Genomic DNA, 16718 nt, shown 5'->3' with positions numbered 1-16718 from the left:
ATGAAACTATGTGTTGAACGCGTCATCACCCCGGCAGGCATGTTAAATAATGCCGCCATCACCATTGAGCAGGGCGTGATCACGCATATTGATGAAGCAGGCGATTTACCAGTGACTGCCGGAACGCTGCTACCCGGCTATGTTGACACCCAGGTCAATGGCGGCGGTGGCGTACTGTTTAACCAGCACCTCGACTACCATAGCCTGGATGTATTAGCCCGTGCCCATTTGCAATTCGGCACCACGTCATTGCTCCCCACCCTCATTACCGATTGTGAGCAAGTGATGGCAAAAGCGGCCGATGCCATTGCCGAAGCAATAGAGCGTAAACACCCCAGCATTGTGGGCGTGCACTACGAAGGACCTTTTATTCATACCAAGAAAAAGGGCGTGCATGACGCACAATATATTCGTACACCAAAGGATTCAGAGCTGGCTATTCTGACCCGCAAGGATTTAGGCAGAGTGCTTGTTACCGTTGCGCCCGACAATGTGCCGTTGAGTTTTATACAGGAATTAACCGCGGAAGGCGTAGTAGTCGCACTGGGGCACAGCAACGCCACATTTGAACAAACTCAGGCCGCGCTCGATGCCGGTGCCACCGGCTTTACTCATTTATACAATGCCATGTCTGCCCTACAGTCGCGCGAACCCGGCATGGTCGGCGCCGCGCTAAACAGTGCGGCATATTGTGGCCTGATAGTGGATCATCACCACGTTCACCCCCAAAGCGCGGCGCTGGCTATTAAAGCAAAGGGCCCGCATTACATCATGCTGGTTACCGATGCCATGGCCCATGTGGGCTGTGATATGAATGAACTGGCCTTTTTTGATACCACCATTACCCGCCACGGCGGCAAGCTGACCACGCCAGACGGTACCCTCGCAGGTTCATGCCTGGACATGCACCAGGCGGTATTGAATACCCATCGCGACCTTGGCTTTAGTCTGGCGGCGTGTAGCCAAATGGCCAGTCTGTCGCCGGCGCAGTTTATGTCGTTGCAGAATACGCTGGGTAGCATTGCCATTGGTCAGCAAGCTAATTTACTGTTACTGGATAATAACTTAACAATAAACAACATATGGCTGCACGGTAAGCCGGTAGCCGCAGAACAGGAAGCGACAGCATGACAACACAAACCCTACCGCGCACAGGCATGCAAAGCCTGATGCCCATTCTCACCATTGGCCTGTTGTTCTTTATCTTTGGGTTTGTCACCTGGTTAAACGGGGCACTTATTCCCTTCCTGCAAATGGTCTGTGAACTCAGTGAAATGGAAGCGCTATTCATTGCGTTCTGTTTTTATGTTGCCTATGTGGTAATGGCTTTACCCATGGCCAAAATACTGGAAGTCACGGGTTACAAGAAAGGCATGTCGCTGGGGCTGGCAATGATTGCCTTCGGCTGCCTGCTGTTTGTGCCTGCAGCGCTAAGTAAAACCTTTGCGGTGTTTTTGATTGCCCAATTTGTAGTAGGTTCCGGCCTCACCATTCTGCAAACCGCGTCTAACCCGTTTATTGTGCACTTAGGTTCGCAGGACAGTGCAGCTGCTCGCATCGCCTTTATGGGCTTACTCAACAAATTTGCAGGCGTATTAGCACCGCTGTTGTTTACTGCGTTGGTGCTGGGTAACTTCAGCGATGTGAGTCAGGTGAGCCTGGCTCAACTGCCGGAAGCTGAGCGAACAGCGCAGTTAAACGAGATGTCGAGTCAGCTCATTCAGCCTTATATTGGCATTGCTATCGCACTGGGCATTCTGGCTTTGGGTCTTATGCGCGTGAATCTGCCGGATATACAATTTGAGAGTGACGATAGTAACGACAGCACACAAGCCAATGGCGTGTTGCAGTTCCCGCATTTGGTGCTGGGCGCCATCACCCTGTTTTGTTACGTGGGCGTTGAAGTGATTGCCGGTGATACTATTGGGTTATATGGCTCGTCGCTGGGCGTTGCCAATGCGACATCTCTTACGTCATTTACCATGACCGCCATGGTAATTGGCTACTTCCTGGGACTATTTTGTATTCCCCGGTTTATTAACCAATCTAATGCCATGTTGATGTCTGGTGTATTGGGGATCGTATTTACCGTCGGGATCATACTGGGTTCAGACCAATCTCATACGATATCCACTGTGCTGTGGGGCTGGACAGGCATTCAAACTCTGCCTGATACCGTAGCCCTGATCGCCTTACTGGGGCTGGCTAATGCTATGGTTTGGCCGACAGTGTGGCCGCTGGCGCTTGCTGACTTAGGCAAGTTCACCCCCAAAGGCTCGGCTATTCTGATAATGGGTATCGCCGGCGGCGCTATTCTGCCATTGGTGTACGGCGGGTTGTCTGACGCACTCGACGCGCAATCGGCCTACGCTGTGATGTTACCTGGCTATGCCTTCATTTGCTATTACGCATTGATTGGCCATAAAAAGCGTAACTGGTAAGAAAACAACGCCCCTGAACAGCAAAAAAAGCACTGTTCAGGGGCATTTAGCACACTTGATTAACACCATTCTCACACCCCATAAACATCAGGTATTTTTTCCGCCAATTCGCTTGTAACTGCCGCTAAGACCTTTTAGATTGGACCATTCGGTCTGGTTTTTAATGTTGCACAGAAGAGTTTTACCCATGCGTTTTGCATCCCTTAGTATCAAACAAAAATTAATTTTTATTCTGGTGATTGCCGTACTGGCATCTACCCTGTTGGTCGGGACTATCCAGCAGTATATTGCCAGACAATTAGTTGAGCAGAACATGGAATCAGTGCAGTTACCCAATATGGTTAAGCAGGTTGCCAACCGGGTAGATAAAGAAGTGGCAGTAATGAAGTCTGTTGCTTACTCCATTGCCAATAATCCCGACGTCATTGCCTGGTCTCAGGCGGGTGCGAACCCAGCGGGCGAGGCGCAGTTGATAAAGTACCTGGGCCAGCTTAAAAGTTTTAACGACCTTACGGTTACCTCCTTTGTCGATCGCCAAACGCACAAATACTGGAATCAGGATGGTTTTCTGCGCGTACTTAAAAACGATCAATACGACGGCTGGTTTTTTGCCTATAAAGACAGTGGCCAACCGATTTCGTTGAGCCTGTATAACGAACCCGGACAAGGTTACCGGCTATTTGCCAATTACCAGCAGGTAAATGGACGGGGCATGTCCGGTGTTGCCAAGTCTGTTGACGACTTGATGGCCGTACTTAACAGCGTAAAGATTGCCGAAAGTGGCTTCATTTTCATGGCTGACGAAAAGGGCACTATTAATGCTCATGGCAATACCGATTTACTGGGTAAATCACATCTTCGAGACATTACCTCCAGCGCCATTGCCAGCACATTGCTTACCAAGCAAGACTTCAACCTTATACGCGGTGAAGTAGAAGGTGAGGACATGCTATTTGCCAGTACCTATGTAACAAGCGCAGGCTGGTATGTAATCGCACAGGTTCCGGTTAGTGAGCTTTATACTGAAATGAACAGTGCCAGTGTGTCGATGATCACCTGGTCTGTTATCATTGCACTGGGATTTGCCATGTTAGGCGTTTGGTTCGCTGGTAGCATTAGTAAGCCGCTGGAAAACCTGGCGAGTGTATTTACGCAATTGGGTAATGGCCAGGGTGACTTAACAACGCGTATTCCACTGCCCGATCAGAAAGAAACCCGCAAACTGGTAGAAGGATTCAACCAGTTTACTGCCAGCCTGCATGGCATATTAACCAACGTTGCCGCAACCAGTGTGCAAATTCGACAGTCAGCCGCACAGGTAGCTGAGCAGTCTGCACTCACTGAATCCAATAGCGAAAAACAACGCGACCGCACCATGCAGGTAGCAACAGCATTAAATCAAATGGGCAGTACGGTGAACGAGATCGCCCAATCTGCACATGATGCGGCCAACAGTGCCAACCACAGTGCCAGTGCATCTGCCAATGGCCAGGCGTTTACACAACAGGCCGTAAACACCATTAATCAACTTGCCGGACAAATCAATAACGTGACCAGCGTAATTGAATCACTAGATGCGCATACGGATGACATTGTAAGCATTTTAGAAACCATTCGCGGCATCTCAGACCAAACGAACCTGCTTGCACTGAATGCCGCTATCGAAGCAGCGCGCGCTGGCGATCACGGCCGCGGCTTCTCGGTAGTAGCAGATGAAGTGCGCACACTGGCGCAACGCGCAGCCACCTCAACCGAAGAAATCCAACGCAAAATAGACAGCTTCAAACAAGAATCGCAAGCCGCCGTTGAGCAAATGCGGATCAGCAATAAGCAAACGACAGATGTGGTAGATGCGGCGATGCAAATTGACGCCATGTTAAAAGAAATTGCCGACGACATTCAGCTTATTCACGGCATTAATACGCAAGTTGCTACCGCTACCGACGAACAAAGTGTGGTGGTAGAAGACATTAATCGCAATATTCACGATATCAGCGACAACAGCGACAATAACCTGCGCTCGGCCAAGCAGATGGTAGCAACAAGTAAGACAATGGCAGAACTTGCCAAGCAGCTCGACGACGAAGTGAGCAAGTTTAAGCTATAAGATCCAGGATATCCGTCATCCCGGGCTTGTTCCGGGATCTACTCAAACAGGCCGCGATATTTAAACAACCCTGTTCTGTTGCTTTAGATCCCGGATAAGTGCTTCGCACTTTCCGGGACGACGGATGGGGATAAGCGCTTCGCACTTTCCGAGACGACTGTGTGGATACATCCCTTCTCCGTCATCCCGGGCTTGTTCCGGGATCCTCTCAAACAGGCCGCGATATTTAAACAACCCTGTTCTGTTGCTTTAGATCCCGGATAAGTGCTCCGCACTTTCCGGGACGACTGTGTGGATACATTCCTTCTCCCCGTCATCCCGGACTTGTTCCGGGACCTTGGCTTGACCCGGGACCTACTAAAAAAGGCCGTGAAACCAAAATCCCCCTATTCCGGCCGGATACTGCCCAAAATGATGTGTGTAACCGATGCAAGCGTGCTCTGGAAAAAGTCCGGGTCATTCAGGTCTTTCCCGGTTACAGCTTTTACCTGCACACTAAAATCAGCGTAGTGCTGGGTGATGGCCCAAATACTGAAAATGAGATGATACGGGTCTACTTCATCCAGTTGTCCCTGACTGATCCAGGCGCGAATCACCTTGGCTTTTTCTTCTACCAGTTTACATAGTGGCGATTCCAGCTCATTCAACAGCAGCGGTGCGCCCTGCACTACTTCCATACAGAACAATTTAGATTCAGCCGGATTGTCCCGCGACATTTCCAGCTTCACTTTAATGTAGTTAGTAAGGGTATCGATGGCGTTTTGTTCAACACTGAATTGATGCAAGGGCTTTAGCCACACATCCAGTAAGTGCTTGATGACATCGAGATACAACTGCTCCTTGCTGGAAAAGTAATAAAGCAGATTAGTTTTGGACACTTTGGCTTTAGCGGCAATTTGTTCAACGCTGGTGCCATTTACCCCGTGCTGTGAGAACAAGGCCAGCGCGGCTTTCATAACGCGTTCACGTTTGTCCTGTAATGCTTTTTCCCGTCTTTTTTGCGTTGACGGTCTGAACACGCGAGCCGGCTTTTGAGATGCCGCTGATTGGTCGGCGGAAGATGACTTCATCAGTACGTAAATTCCTTTAATTGTGCTGCGTGTCAATTCTACACGATGCTGCGTATTGCACCAGTTGAGTACAACACAAACAATTTCACGCTCCAAATTGGACCAATAAGTCCACTTTCAAACAAGAAAAAATCACAACCAATTGATTAATAACAACAATAATAGTTGGCCCGCTTTATGCTGAATACTATTTGAACGGCCTTGCGGTAACGCAAACCGTTTATCCGTAAATAAAAAAAGCATCTAACGACATTTTATTAAAAAGGGAGAAGTAATATGGATATCGGCGTATTTATTCCTATTGGCAACAATGGCTGGCTAATTTCCAAAACATCACCCCAGTACAAACCGAGCTTTGATTTAAACAAAGAAATCGTTCTGAAGGCCGAGGCCTACGGATTGGATTTTGCATTATCCATGATCAAATTTCGGGGCTTTGGTGGTGAAACCGAGTTTTGGGATTACAACCTTGAATCTTTTACGCTGATGGCAGGACTTGCCGCGGTTACTTCTAAAATTCAACTCTATGCCACTGCTGCCACGCTGGTGTTACCACCGGCAGTCATGGCCAGAATGGCGACTACTATTGATTCTATTTCGAACGGACGATTTGGGGTCAATCTGGTTACTGGTTGGCAGCGCCCTGAGTATTCTCAAATGGGCATGTGGCCGGGCGATCAGTTCTTTGGCAACCGTTACGAATACCTTGAAGAGTACATTACGGTAGTAAAAGAACTGTGGGAAACCGGGCAAAGTGATTTCAAAGGCGAGCATTTCCAAATGGATGACTGCCGCATGTTACCGAAACCACAGCGCCCGATCCCGATAATCTGCGCCGGGCAAAGTGCAGCGGGCATGGCATTTTCCGCCAAGCACGCCGACTACAACTTTTGCTTTGGCAAAGGGGTTAATACCCCAACCGCCTTTGCGCCGACTGCCGAGCGACTAATTGAAGCAGCAGCCAAAGAGGAACGCAACGTCGATTCCGCTGTGCTTATTATGGTGATCGCCGATGAAACCGACGAAAAGGCCATGGCAAAGTGGGAGCTATATAAAGAGGGCAAGGATCAAACCGCTCTGGACTGGATGGCAGAACAAGGTGCGGCAGACAAAACGTCTGGTAAGGATACCAACGTCAGAGACATGACCAATCCCACGTCAGCAGTCAACCTGAACATGGGCACCCTGGTAGGTTCTTTTGCATCCGTTGCAGGCATGTTAGATGAGATTGCCACCGTGCCAGGGTGCGGCGGTGTTTTACTCACCTTCGATGATTTCATAAAAGGCATGGATGACTTTGGCACCAAAATTCAACCATTGATGAAGTCAAGACAGCACATTACGGCAACACAGGGAGCCGCGTAATGGCAACGACTGCGCCCATTGAAGTATCCGGCTATTTCGCTGCTCAACATGGCGATAATACCGGGCTGGTGCTCAAAGCCCGACCAGAGCCGCTGTTATTGGATCCCTCAAAAACAGCGGTAATTGTAGTGGATTTGCAAAATGCTTATGCCAGTAAAATGGGTTATCTGGACAAGGCAGGCTTTGATGTTTCAACAACAGCACCGGTAATTGCAAATACACTGAAAGTGCTCAGCACAGCCCGCGCAGCAGGTATGCCGGTGGTATTTTTTCAGAATGGCTGGGATCCGGAGTACAAAGAAGCGGGCGGCCCAGGCTCGCCTAACTGGTATAAATCCAATGCGCTAAAAACCATGCGAAAAAATCCGGAGCTTATGGGTTCGCTACTGGCAAAAGGCACCTGGGATTACGACCTTGTGGATGAGTTAACTCCTCAACCCGGTGATATTGTGATCCCAAAAACCCGTTACAGCGGCTTTTACAACACGAATCTGGATAGCATGCTACGCAGCCGCGGCATTCGCAATTTGGTTTTCACCGGCATCGCAACCAACGTGTGCGTTGAATCCACCTTAAGGGATGGGTTCTTTCTGGAGTATTTTGGCGTGGTGCTGGCAGATGCCACTCATCAGGCTGGCCCTCCGGAAATTCAAACCGCATCACTTTATAACATTGAAACGTTTTTTGGCTGGGTGTCTCAAACCAGCGAGTTCTGCCACCTATTCGCCGAACAGGCGTAGTTAACACAAAGGAAACAGGTCATGAGTAAAAAAGCAATTATTCCTGCGGGAACCAGTACGCCCATTGCGCCTTTTGTACCTGGCTCAATGGCAGACAATATCCTGTACGTGTCAGGCACGTTGCCCTTCGATGAGAACAACGACGTTGTACACATAGGCGATGCCGCTGCCCAGACCCGGCATGTGCTGGAAACCATTAAAAGTGTGGTGGAAGAAGCTGGAGGCACCATGGACGACATTACGTTTAACTCCATTTTTATAACCGACTGGGCAAACTACAAAGCCGTAAATGAAGTTTACGCCTCCTATTTTCCAGGCGAGAAACCGGCGCGTTACTGCATTAAGGTTGAACTGGTGAAGCCAGATGCCTTAATCGAAATAGCCAGTGTTGCCCATATCGGATAAACGCCTATGCACTATGAATGGCATGGCAGCCAGTTAGACTCAGCGCCTGTGCTGGTATGTTCTTCCGGTTTGGGCGGATCTGCGCATTACTGGAAAGGACAATTGGCCACGTTAGGTAAAGACTACCGCATATTGCTTTACGATCACGCAGGCACGGGGCGCAGTCCGGCTACGCTGCCCAATGGTTACAGTATTGAGCATATGGCCAACGAGCTGCTTAACCTGTTGGCGTCATTGTCGGTTACCCGGTGTAATTTTATCGGGCATGCGCTGGGCGGTTTGGTTGGACTGGTGCTCGCCAAAACCCAACCAGAGTTAATTAACAAGTTGGTATTGGTAAATGCCTGGTCGCAACCCAACCCGCATACCCTGCGGTGCTTCGCTATTCGCAAAGCGTTACTGGCGAACTGTGAGCCACAGATGTTTTTGCAGATGCAGGCACTGATCCTGTATCCACCGGATTACATTGCCCGTCATATTTCGGAGCTTGAGCAGGAAGAAGCCCATATGCTGGCAAACTTCCCTAATCAGGCGAATTTGCTCAAACGCATTGATGCGTTAAGCCAGTTTGATATCGACGCATCACTGGCACAAATACAAGCACGTACACTGGTCTATGCTAATAAAGACGATGTATTGGTGCCCTGGCAGCAATCTCAACATCTGGCAGATAAGCTGCCCAATGCGCAATTTCGGTTATTTGATTACGGTGGCCATGCATCATCCGTCACTACACCCAATATATTTAACAGCACAATTCTCACGTTTTTATCTACCCAACAACAAGCCGCACAGGCTGTGTAAAAGGATTAATTCGCTATGGCAACTCCCGTAAGTAATGAGGCTCTTGCCCAGATTTTTACCGACGCGCATACGCATACCACCTGGCAGGACAAGCCCGTACCCGACACGCTGATAAAGCAACTTTATGAGCTCACCAAATTTGGGCCTACGTCAGCAAACTGCTGCCCTGCCCGGTTTGTGTTTATCACTTCAGAGGAAGGCAAAGAAAAACTCAAGCCGTGTTTATCGAGTGGTAATCTGGAACAAACCATGACCGCACCCTGCACGGTTATTGTGGCATTCGATTCCGAGTTTTATGAACAATTGCCAACGCTGTTTCCCTATGCCGATGCGCGAAGCTGGTTTACGTCCAGTCCGCAAGCGGCCTATGAAACCGCCATGCGCAATGGATCGTTACAGGGTGCTTATCTTATGTATGCAGCCAGAGCGCTTGGTCTCGATACCGGTGCGATGTCGGGCTTCAACCCTGCATTGCTGAATGAAACCTTTTTTGCCGACAGTACCTGGAAGGTTAATTTCCTGCTGAATATAGGTTATGGAGACGGCAAAAAAGTGCACAAGCGCTTACCACGCCTGTCATTCGACGAGGCCTGTCAGGTGCTATGAGTCCTCAACAGTCATTTTTTAAAGTCACAAGGAATTCGCCATGACCACTACAGTAATGGAATCTACCTCACTTTCGATGTCGGATGGCGTTACGCCGGAGATGTTTCGTCAGGGCATGACCAACCTGGCAGGCGCGGTAAATATTGTCACAACACCCGGCCTGAACGATGGCGCGGGCCCAGCGGGTTTTACCGCTACCGCGGTGTGCAGCGTTAGCGACAGCCCGGCAACATTGTTGGTATGCCTGAATCGCAGTGCCTCGGTACACGAAGTGTTTAAACGCAGTCAGTATCTGGCCATCAATACATTGCGCGAAGACCAGCAGGCGTTGTCGAACATCTTTGGCGGAAAGGCTGCCATGGTTGAACGCTTTGGGCATGGTCACTGGCAAACCTTACTTACCGGTTCACCTGTACTAACGGATGCAGCAGTTTCCTTTGACTGCATTATCACCGACCGCAAAAGCGTAGCGACACACGATGTACTGTTTTGTGAAGTGCTGGCCATTAAACAGGCTGCCGAGGCTGGCGCATTGTTATACCACCAGCGCGGTTATCGTCAGTTGTCATCACAGGCTTAAACATGCCGTGCATGTTGTCAGGAATAGGAAAGAAATGGACGTAATAGGACACTTTATTAACGGTGAGCTGTGCTCCCCTCAAAGCGCCACTCAACCAGTGTACAACCCTTCAACCGGAGAGGCTGTTAAACAGGTATTACTCGCCTCTGAAACCACCGTAAAAGCAGCGATTAGCTGCGCGCAAGCGGCCTATCCAGCCTGGCGAAACACGCCGGTAAACAAGCGGGCTCAAGTCATGTTCCGCTTCAAAACACTACTGGGAGCACATGCCGATACGATCATTAAATTAATTGGCGAAGAGCACGGAAAAATCGGTCATGACGCCGCGGGTGAATTACAGCGAGGCATTGAAAATGTTGAGTTTGCCTGTGCTGCCCCACAAATGCTGAAAGGCGAATACAGCAAAGGCGTAGGCCCGGGCATTGATGCCTGGAGCGAGTTTCAGCCACTAGGCGTGGTGGCTGGTATTACGCCGTTTAATTTCCCGGCGATGGTGCCCTTGTGGATGTTTCCGCTTGCCATCGTATGCGGCAATACATTTGTACTGAAGCCCTCAGAACGCGATCCAAGTTGTGCGCTTTACATGGCTGCATTACTGCAGGAAGCCGGGCTGCCTGATGGCGTATTTAATGTGGTTAATGGCGACAAAACCGCAGTAGATACGCTACTGACAGACCCAAGCGTACAGGCAGTTAGCTTTGTCGGCTCAACATCAATTGCCGAATATATTTACACCACCGCTAACGCCAACGGCAAGCGTTGCCAGGCCTTGGGTGGCGCCAAAAACCACGCTATCGTGATGCCCGATGCCGACCTGGATAACGCCGTAAACCAACTATTGGGCGCCGCGTTTGGCTCTTCAGGCGAACGATGCATGGCATTGTCGGTGGTAGTAGCGGTTGGCGATCAGGTAGCAGACCAACTGGTAGAAAAGCTAAAAGTGGCCATGCAAGACCTTCGGGTTGGCAGCTACGAACATGACTCAAACCATTTTGGCCCACTGATCACCCAGGCACATAAAGCGAAGGTGGAAGGTTACATCACCAGTGCGCAACAACAAGGCGCAGATATTGTGGTAGATGGCAGAAACCCGCAGGTTGCCGGTTACCCCAATGGTTTTTACGTTGGCGCTACGCTTATCGACAACGTTACTGCCAGCATGGACAGCTACCAGGCAGAGATTTTTGGCCCGGTGCTGCAGGTACTTCGCGTTGAGACGATGCAACAGGCAATGGACTTAATAAACGACCACGAATACGGCAATGGCACCTGCATTTTCACCCGCGACGGCGAAGCCGCACGGTATTTTTCCGACCATATTCAGGTGGGCATGGTAGGCATCAATGTGCCGTTACCCGTGCCTGTTGCCTATCATAGTTTTGGCGGTTGGAAGCGTTCTTTGTTTGGTGACCTGCACGCTTACGGACCCGATGGTGTAAAATTTTACACCAAACGCAAAACCATCACCCAGCGCTGGCCTTCAAGTGGTGTCAGAGAAGGTGTTAGTTTTGCTTTTCCAAGCTAGCGCAGTGTCTGCTCCGGAGGCGTTCAGGGTTCTTCTGAGCGCTTGAATATTGCTATTTATTGGCTTGAGTGATCCCGGTTTGCCCGGCTATATCAACTAAATCCCAGTCCTGTAACACCGCATCGGATGTAACCGTTCGCAACGTTGCTGAATTTACAAAGCGCATGTCCAATATAGCAGAGCCAAACCCGTGCGCTTGAGCCCACCACCGGGCTAGTGGCTCGCCGGTGTTGGTATCCCACAAATACAATTCAGTTTTAGGCGATGACGTTACCAACCAGGCATTGGCCGGCGCAAATCGCGCCACGCGGAACCATTGAAATCGCTCCCAATACGCCAGTTCACTTACAATTTCATTACGCTGACTTTGCCAGACCACTTGGGTTTCCAGCGCGTCAGAAACAAAGACTTTATGATCCTGCCCCACTTCAAGGCTGGTGACGCGATGCGGCACAGTCAGTGTTTGTGAAGGCATTTGAGTTTGCATGTCCCACCTCACAACCACACCATCATTGCCCGCACTGTATAGCTCACCACCAGGCGACACAATTAGCTTCACAACGTCAGTATCGTGTTGGTGAGCCAGCTGATAAACATTGTTGTGAATGTCGGCAAACAGGATGTCTCCTCCACTGGTGCCTATCACAAGGGCAAACGGAGCCTGTTGAAAGGTAAACGATGTAATACTGGCGTCACCGAGTTGAGCAGATACATTCAACGCCCCCACAGGAACCCTACTACCCGAATCCCAAATCTGCACTACGTTGCGGTTTGCCGACAAGATATATCGGCCTGATTCATCCATATGAATCATCGATGTGTCAGGCAGTACGTCAGGCGCTTGCCATTCAATCAACCTGCGCTGAGTGTCGTTGTCCCAAACCACGATTCTCCCTTCCGGGAATAACAAGGCAGTATACAAGCCCCGCTCAGACAACGCGGCTGACAGAATGAATTGTTCAGTAATTTGCCATTGGCCTTTGTCGCTTACAGGCTCGCGTTCAGCTGTGCATGCAAAGAGCAGCGCAAACACAATGAAGACAGTAAAACGCATAAGCCCGAGCACAACAGCCACCCTATTCATGAAAATGCAGACCATACCTTTTTTATTTGCAAACACCAACCGATACGTTTGGTTACACAAACATCATCCACAGTCGTGCCTTACCTCGCTGAATATTGCTAAACTTGCCGGCGTTTTATTGAAAGGAAAGATAAAGTGAGCCGAGTCTTATTATTGTTGGGAATAACCTTACTGCAGGCATGCAGCGTGAGGAACCAGGTAGATGTTATTGCGCCCGAGTCTTCCGTGGTGGTGTATGCAAATATTGAGGGTTATGAAGACAGATTCCAGAATATATACGCCAAATTCAGTGATTATCCGGTAACGTGCAGCGAAAACTGCTATCCGTTGTCACCGGTTATTCAATGCGAGACGCCTATGCAGGATTGCGTGTACACGGGTGAAAAGCGCGAAGTAACCACAGACACAGGCTTTCACGTTACCTGGCTGGGTCACGCCAGTTTCTCCATTACAACAGATCAAGGCCAGCATTTTCTGTTCGACCCAGTGTTTGACCAGTTTGACTGGCCGGTAAACTGGGCTTTTAGGTTGTCTGAGGGATTTTTTCGCAATAAACCCGCTCCCTTACCACAAGGCGCCCTTAACAACCTGGACGCGGTGATGTACTCCCATATTCATTACGACCATTTTAATAAGCATGACATTGGCAAAATAGGTACCAAACCGGCGTATTTAGTGCCTTTAGGCTTTGCCTCTCATTTCGGCCAAGGTGGATACAACATCACTGAAATGGCCTGGTATGCCAGTAAAAGAATAGGCAACACTACTCTGCATTTTGTGCCAGCGCATCACTTTAGTAATCGCATACTGGTGCCGTATATTTACGAAGACGAAAACAAGTCATTGTGGGGGGGCTGGGTATTGGAAAACAACGGAAAAACAGTATTTTTCGCAGGCGATACCGGCTATTCACCTCATTTTAGAGATATAGCAGAGCGGTTTGGCAATATAGATATTTGCCTGTTACCTATTGCTTCTTACTTCAGCGAAGAAGCCCCCAAATTCTATCGAAAAGTGCATACAACGCCGGAAGATGCACTTGTTGCTGCAAAAGAATTGGGATGTAAAGCCATGGTGCCCTGGGGATATGGAAACGCCAGTTGGCGAATGGGCGACATAACTTCACATTCAGCGTTGTTCCGACTGTTACATATGTACGATGAACTCAATGCTGAAGTGCCGCTGTATATTCTGAATGAGGGTGAATCGATAGATTTCTAGGTGTGTAGCCCTGCTGGACTGCGCCGCAGGGCTAACCGTAAATGCATCAAAGGCGATTAAGCGCGGCTTTGGAACTTACGCTCTTCTGTGTTTACCTTAATCATCTCGCCAGTGCTGATATATTCAGGCACCTGAACTACCAAACCAGTAGATAATTTAGCCGGTTTAGTACGTGAAGTTGCCGATGCACCTTTTATAGAAGGATCGGTTTCTACCACTTCCAGCTCAACACTCATTGGCAGATCAAGCGCAACCGGCACTTCTTTTACGATCAGAACCTGAATACCATCGGTCGCTTCTGTAATGAATAATGCTTCATCTGCAATAGACTCTTTATTCAGGTGATAGGGTGTGTAGTCTTCTTTGTCGAGGAACACATACTCATCGCCATCCATATAAGAAAACATCGCCGGACGGCGGATCAGATCGGCATAATCCAGCATATCTGAATCTTTAAATGTTTCGTCAAACTTGGCACCTGTTACAACGTCATACATGCGCATTCGGTAAAGACTTCCACCGGCACGACCTTGCGGTACAGAGCGTTCAATGTCACGCACGATACAGGTTTTGTCGTTAAACACGATTGTGTTGTTCTTTTTTATTTCACTGGCCTTTGGCATGGGATATTCCTGCAATAGCTGGTCGAAGGGGCCATCCCTCCGACTTCTGTTTCAGGCGGTATTCTCTACGATTTTTGCTCAATGCGAAAGCATAAGTGGGTTGCTAATTTTATTAACGAGACCGCGTCTTACCGAGCACGGTAAGAAAGTCCGGCTAATTCAGGAATGATTGTGTAATAGAAAATGCGGTAGGATCTTTAATTTGTAATTTTTGCTCGGCATTTGGCAAGCAATCGGGATTAGCGTATTTCAGAATACCTGGTTCCGGGTCGCAAAACAGAATATCCAACGCACGTCTGTCCATGCCATAGATACCCCGGTGGATAAGGTTGGCACTAAAAATCATCAGGTCGCCTGCCTTTAACGGCACACGTTGTTGATGAGACAGATCGTGATGTGGTGCTTTGCCATTGTTGCCCATTCTCACATCCAGTTCTTCAACTGTGTCCCAGTTAATATGGCTCGCCGGAATAACGTCTAAACCAGGCTCGTCGACCAGGGCAAAACGAAAATGCAGTACTTGTGGCCCTGCTAGTGCTGCGCGTTGCTCATCCAGCGACAAGTGATATTGCGCATCCCGATGCCAGTAGTTTTTCTGGTTCGGGTTAGCGGGGTCAAAAAACAACTGGGTATTCATAAACGCCGGTTGCTCACCTAACAACGCATACGCCAGTGCCATTACGCGGTGTGAGCCAATAAAGTTGAACAACACTTGTCGCTGCGTATCATTTAAGTAAGTGCTGGCGGTAAGATAGGCTGAGTTAATCGCTCTCTCGGCATAAAACTCGCTGTTTTTAACCAGCCATTGCTGATGAAAGTCATTCACCACGGCTAACAGGCAGATTCGTTCCTGCTCACTCAAAAAGCCGTCTATAACAACAAAGCCCTGACGCTGATAGTCAGGGCTAACTGAATGGTGTTTATTCTCCATCGACACCGGTTAGGCACCACTTTTGGCTTTACAAGGCATACATGGCTTTGCATTAGTAGTCTTACCCGGTAGTTGCCCGGCGACGATGACGTATGCGCCAATCATGACGAGTACCAGAGTACCGGCATTGTCGTGATCACCGACTAGAAACGCCGCTAACAGCATGGCGAATGCAAAGGTCAGTGCAACTATCAAACGCGGATTACATTTCAGGTTTGCCAGAATAGTCATCATTTATCCTCTGTTGAAAACGCAATTATATTCTTTGCTTAGCCACATTGCTTGCGGTGTGTTTTAACGCGCTGAAATACCACAAAATAGATACTCAGCATAATTGTAATCAACGCACCGGCATTCTCATGGTCGCCCACCAGGTAGCTCATCACCAGTATACTGAGTGCAAAAATAACGGCACTAAAGAGTTCGGGTTTGTGGTACAAGCTTTTTAAAAAATTCATCGTGTTTTCCTTTGGGTAATTTATTCATCTTGAAAGATGTCTTCAATTGTCAGCTTAAATAATCTGGCCGCCTTAAATGCCAGCGGCAAACTCGGGTCGAACTTGCCCTTCTCGATGGCGTTGATAGTTTGCCTGGATACATCCAACCGTTCAGCCAGATCTGCCTGAGTCCAGTCACGCTCTGCACGCAGTACTTTTAGCCGGTTTTTCATTGGTACTTCCTTACACCAATCGCTAAACCAATCAGGTAACTCAGCGACATGATCACCGCCAAATGGGAAATTTCCGCCCGAAAAGGAATCACTCCTGTGGCATCCAGAGCTGAATAAGCAAAGCCAAGTACCATACCGACACCCAACGACAGCCCCATGGCCTCTAACTGCATTTGTCGCTGTAGCTCGTCCAGTCCTTGCAAATGTTGCTTGTTCGCCCAAATCATAAAGCCACCTAACACAACGTTGATCGCTATCACGCCAGCGGTGAGCGCCTGATTGCCATCCCATAGGTATTTATGCCCAAAGAACACGCTGGCCAAACTCACCAACCAGGCTGCCGTCCACATGCCTAACCGACGGACATTTCTGGTATTTCGTTGCTGCCAGGACATGCCAGTATCGTTGCCCATATCTTTAAAACCTTACATAAAGTAAAACACACTTTACATATAGTAGTGAATACGCGACAAAAGTAAAGCTTACTTGTCAATTTAAGTGCATTTTTTAAGCTATATCGTTGAGTAGAAAACTCATTTTTGTTGA

Annotated in this window: 19 protein-coding genes; 11 read left to right on the top strand and 8 right to left on the bottom strand. The window is 48.9% G+C overall.

The window, feature by feature from the left end:
* The 3 genes from nagA (at window position 1) to FJ444_RS13415 (ending at window position 4548) form a co-directional block, all read left to right on the top strand.
* Window positions 1–1131 (top strand): N-acetylglucosamine-6-phosphate deacetylase, encoded by a 1131-nt coding sequence (gene nagA, locus FJ444_RS13425; protein WP_140958916.1) that lies wholly within the window; start codon window positions 1–3, stop codon window positions 1129–1131.
* Window positions 1128–2441 carry a sugar MFS transporter gene (locus FJ444_RS13420; protein ID WP_140958914.1) on the top strand — a complete coding sequence of 438 codons (1314 nt, stop codon included), beginning with the start codon at window positions 1128–1130 and terminating at the stop codon, window positions 2439–2441. The genes nagA and FJ444_RS13420 overlap by 4 nt, the downstream gene beginning before the upstream one ends.
* A 187-nt stretch (window positions 2442–2628) precedes the next feature.
* A complete protein-coding gene (locus FJ444_RS13415) occupies window positions 2629–4548 on the top strand; it encodes a methyl-accepting chemotaxis protein (protein WP_140958912.1) in 1920 nt (639 codons plus the stop codon).
* A gap of 386 nt (window positions 4549–4934) precedes the next feature.
* Here the strand turns inward: FJ444_RS13415 and rutR are convergent, their stop codons facing one another.
* Window positions 4935–5618: an HTH-type transcriptional regulator RutR gene (gene rutR, locus FJ444_RS13410; protein ID WP_140958910.1), complete on the bottom strand. Its 684-nt coding sequence runs from the start codon at window positions 5616–5618 to the stop codon at window positions 4935–4937.
* 276 nt (window positions 5619–5894) lie between these two features.
* Here rutR and rutA point away from each other — a divergent pair, with 276 nt between their 5' ends.
* The 7 genes from rutA to FJ444_RS13375 are packed head-to-tail and all read left to right on the top strand — an operon-like array spanning window position 5895 to window position 11643.
* Window positions 5895–6983 (top strand): pyrimidine utilization protein A, encoded by a 1089-nt coding sequence (rutA, locus tag FJ444_RS13405; RefSeq protein ID WP_140958908.1) that lies wholly within the window; start codon window positions 5895–5897, stop codon window positions 6981–6983.
* Window positions 6983–7723 (top strand): pyrimidine utilization protein B, encoded by a 741-nt coding sequence (rutB, locus tag FJ444_RS13400; protein ID WP_140958906.1) that lies wholly within the window; start codon window positions 6983–6985, stop codon window positions 7721–7723. Before rutA ends, rutB begins: the two co-directional genes overlap by 1 nt.
* 21 nt (window positions 7724–7744) lie before the next feature.
* A complete protein-coding gene (rutC, locus tag FJ444_RS13395; protein WP_140958904.1) occupies window positions 7745–8128 on the top strand; it encodes a pyrimidine utilization protein C in 384 nt (127 codons plus the stop codon).
* Window positions 8129–8134: 6 nt separating this feature from the next.
* Entirely contained in the window at window positions 8135–8932 is a 798-nt protein-coding gene (gene rutD / locus FJ444_RS13390) for a pyrimidine utilization protein D (protein WP_140958902.1), read from the top strand.
* A 15-nt stretch (window positions 8933–8947) separates the two neighbouring features.
* On the top strand, window positions 8948–9538 hold the full coding sequence (locus FJ444_RS13385; protein WP_140958900.1) for a malonic semialdehyde reductase: 591 nt from the start codon (window positions 8948–8950) through the stop codon (window positions 9536–9538).
* 40 nt (window positions 9539–9578) lie between these two features.
* A complete protein-coding gene (locus FJ444_RS13380) occupies window positions 9579–10118 on the top strand; it encodes a flavin reductase (protein WP_140958898.1) in 540 nt (179 codons plus the stop codon).
* A gap of 34 nt (window positions 10119–10152) precedes the next feature.
* Window positions 10153–11643 carry a CoA-acylating methylmalonate-semialdehyde dehydrogenase gene (locus FJ444_RS13375; protein WP_140958896.1) on the top strand — a complete coding sequence of 497 codons (1491 nt, stop codon included), beginning with the start codon at window positions 10153–10155 and terminating at the stop codon, window positions 11641–11643.
* Between the two features lie 52 nt (window positions 11644–11695).
* On the opposite strand, the gene FJ444_RS13370 is transcribed toward FJ444_RS13375, so the two are convergent.
* Window positions 11696–12727, bottom strand: coding sequence for a WD40 repeat domain-containing protein (locus FJ444_RS13370; protein WP_140958894.1), 1032 nt, complete (start codon window positions 12725–12727; stop codon window positions 11696–11698).
* A gap of 186 nt (window positions 12728–12913) precedes the next feature.
* Between FJ444_RS13370 and FJ444_RS13365 the strand changes: the two genes are divergently transcribed.
* Window positions 12914–13948, top strand: coding sequence for an MBL fold metallo-hydrolase (locus FJ444_RS13365; protein WP_370298052.1), 1035 nt, complete (start codon window positions 12914–12916; stop codon window positions 13946–13948).
* 56 nt (window positions 13949–14004) lie between these two features.
* Here the strand turns inward: FJ444_RS13365 and yeiP are convergent, their stop codons facing one another.
* From yeiP to FJ444_RS13335, 6 genes are all read right to left on the bottom strand, one after another.
* Window positions 14005–14571: an elongation factor P-like protein YeiP gene (gene yeiP / locus FJ444_RS13360; RefSeq protein ID WP_140958890.1), complete on the bottom strand. Its 567-nt coding sequence runs from the start codon at window positions 14569–14571 to the stop codon at window positions 14005–14007.
* Window positions 14572–14725: 154 nt separating this feature from the next.
* Entirely contained in the window at window positions 14726–15502 is a 777-nt protein-coding gene (locus tag FJ444_RS13355) for a phytanoyl-CoA dioxygenase family protein (RefSeq protein WP_140958888.1), read from the bottom strand.
* Window positions 15503–15511: 9 nt separating this feature from the next.
* Window positions 15512–15736: a hypothetical protein gene (locus tag FJ444_RS13350; RefSeq protein WP_140958886.1), complete on the bottom strand. Its 225-nt coding sequence runs from the start codon at window positions 15734–15736 to the stop codon at window positions 15512–15514.
* Between the two features lie 35 nt (window positions 15737–15771).
* Window positions 15772–15960 carry a hypothetical protein gene (locus FJ444_RS13345; RefSeq protein WP_140958884.1) on the bottom strand — a complete coding sequence of 63 codons (189 nt, stop codon included), beginning with the start codon at window positions 15958–15960 and terminating at the stop codon, window positions 15772–15774.
* Between the two features lie 20 nt (window positions 15961–15980).
* A complete protein-coding gene (locus FJ444_RS13340; protein WP_140958882.1) occupies window positions 15981–16172 on the bottom strand; it encodes a helix-turn-helix transcriptional regulator in 192 nt (63 codons plus the stop codon).
* Window positions 16169–16585 carry a hypothetical protein gene (locus tag FJ444_RS13335; RefSeq protein ID WP_140958880.1) on the bottom strand — a complete coding sequence of 139 codons (417 nt, stop codon included), beginning with the start codon at window positions 16583–16585 and terminating at the stop codon, window positions 16169–16171. The genes FJ444_RS13340 and FJ444_RS13335 overlap by 4 nt, the downstream gene beginning before the upstream one ends.
* Window positions 16586–16718 lie beyond the last annotated feature (133 nt).

Source organism: Aestuariibacter sp. GS-14, from assembly GCF_006494365.1.
Lineage (GTDB): Bacteria > Pseudomonadota > Gammaproteobacteria > Enterobacterales > Alteromonadaceae > Alteromonas > Alteromonas mangrovi.
Note: the sequence above shows the minus strand (reverse complement) of the source record. Positions and strands in the feature narration are given on the sequence as shown.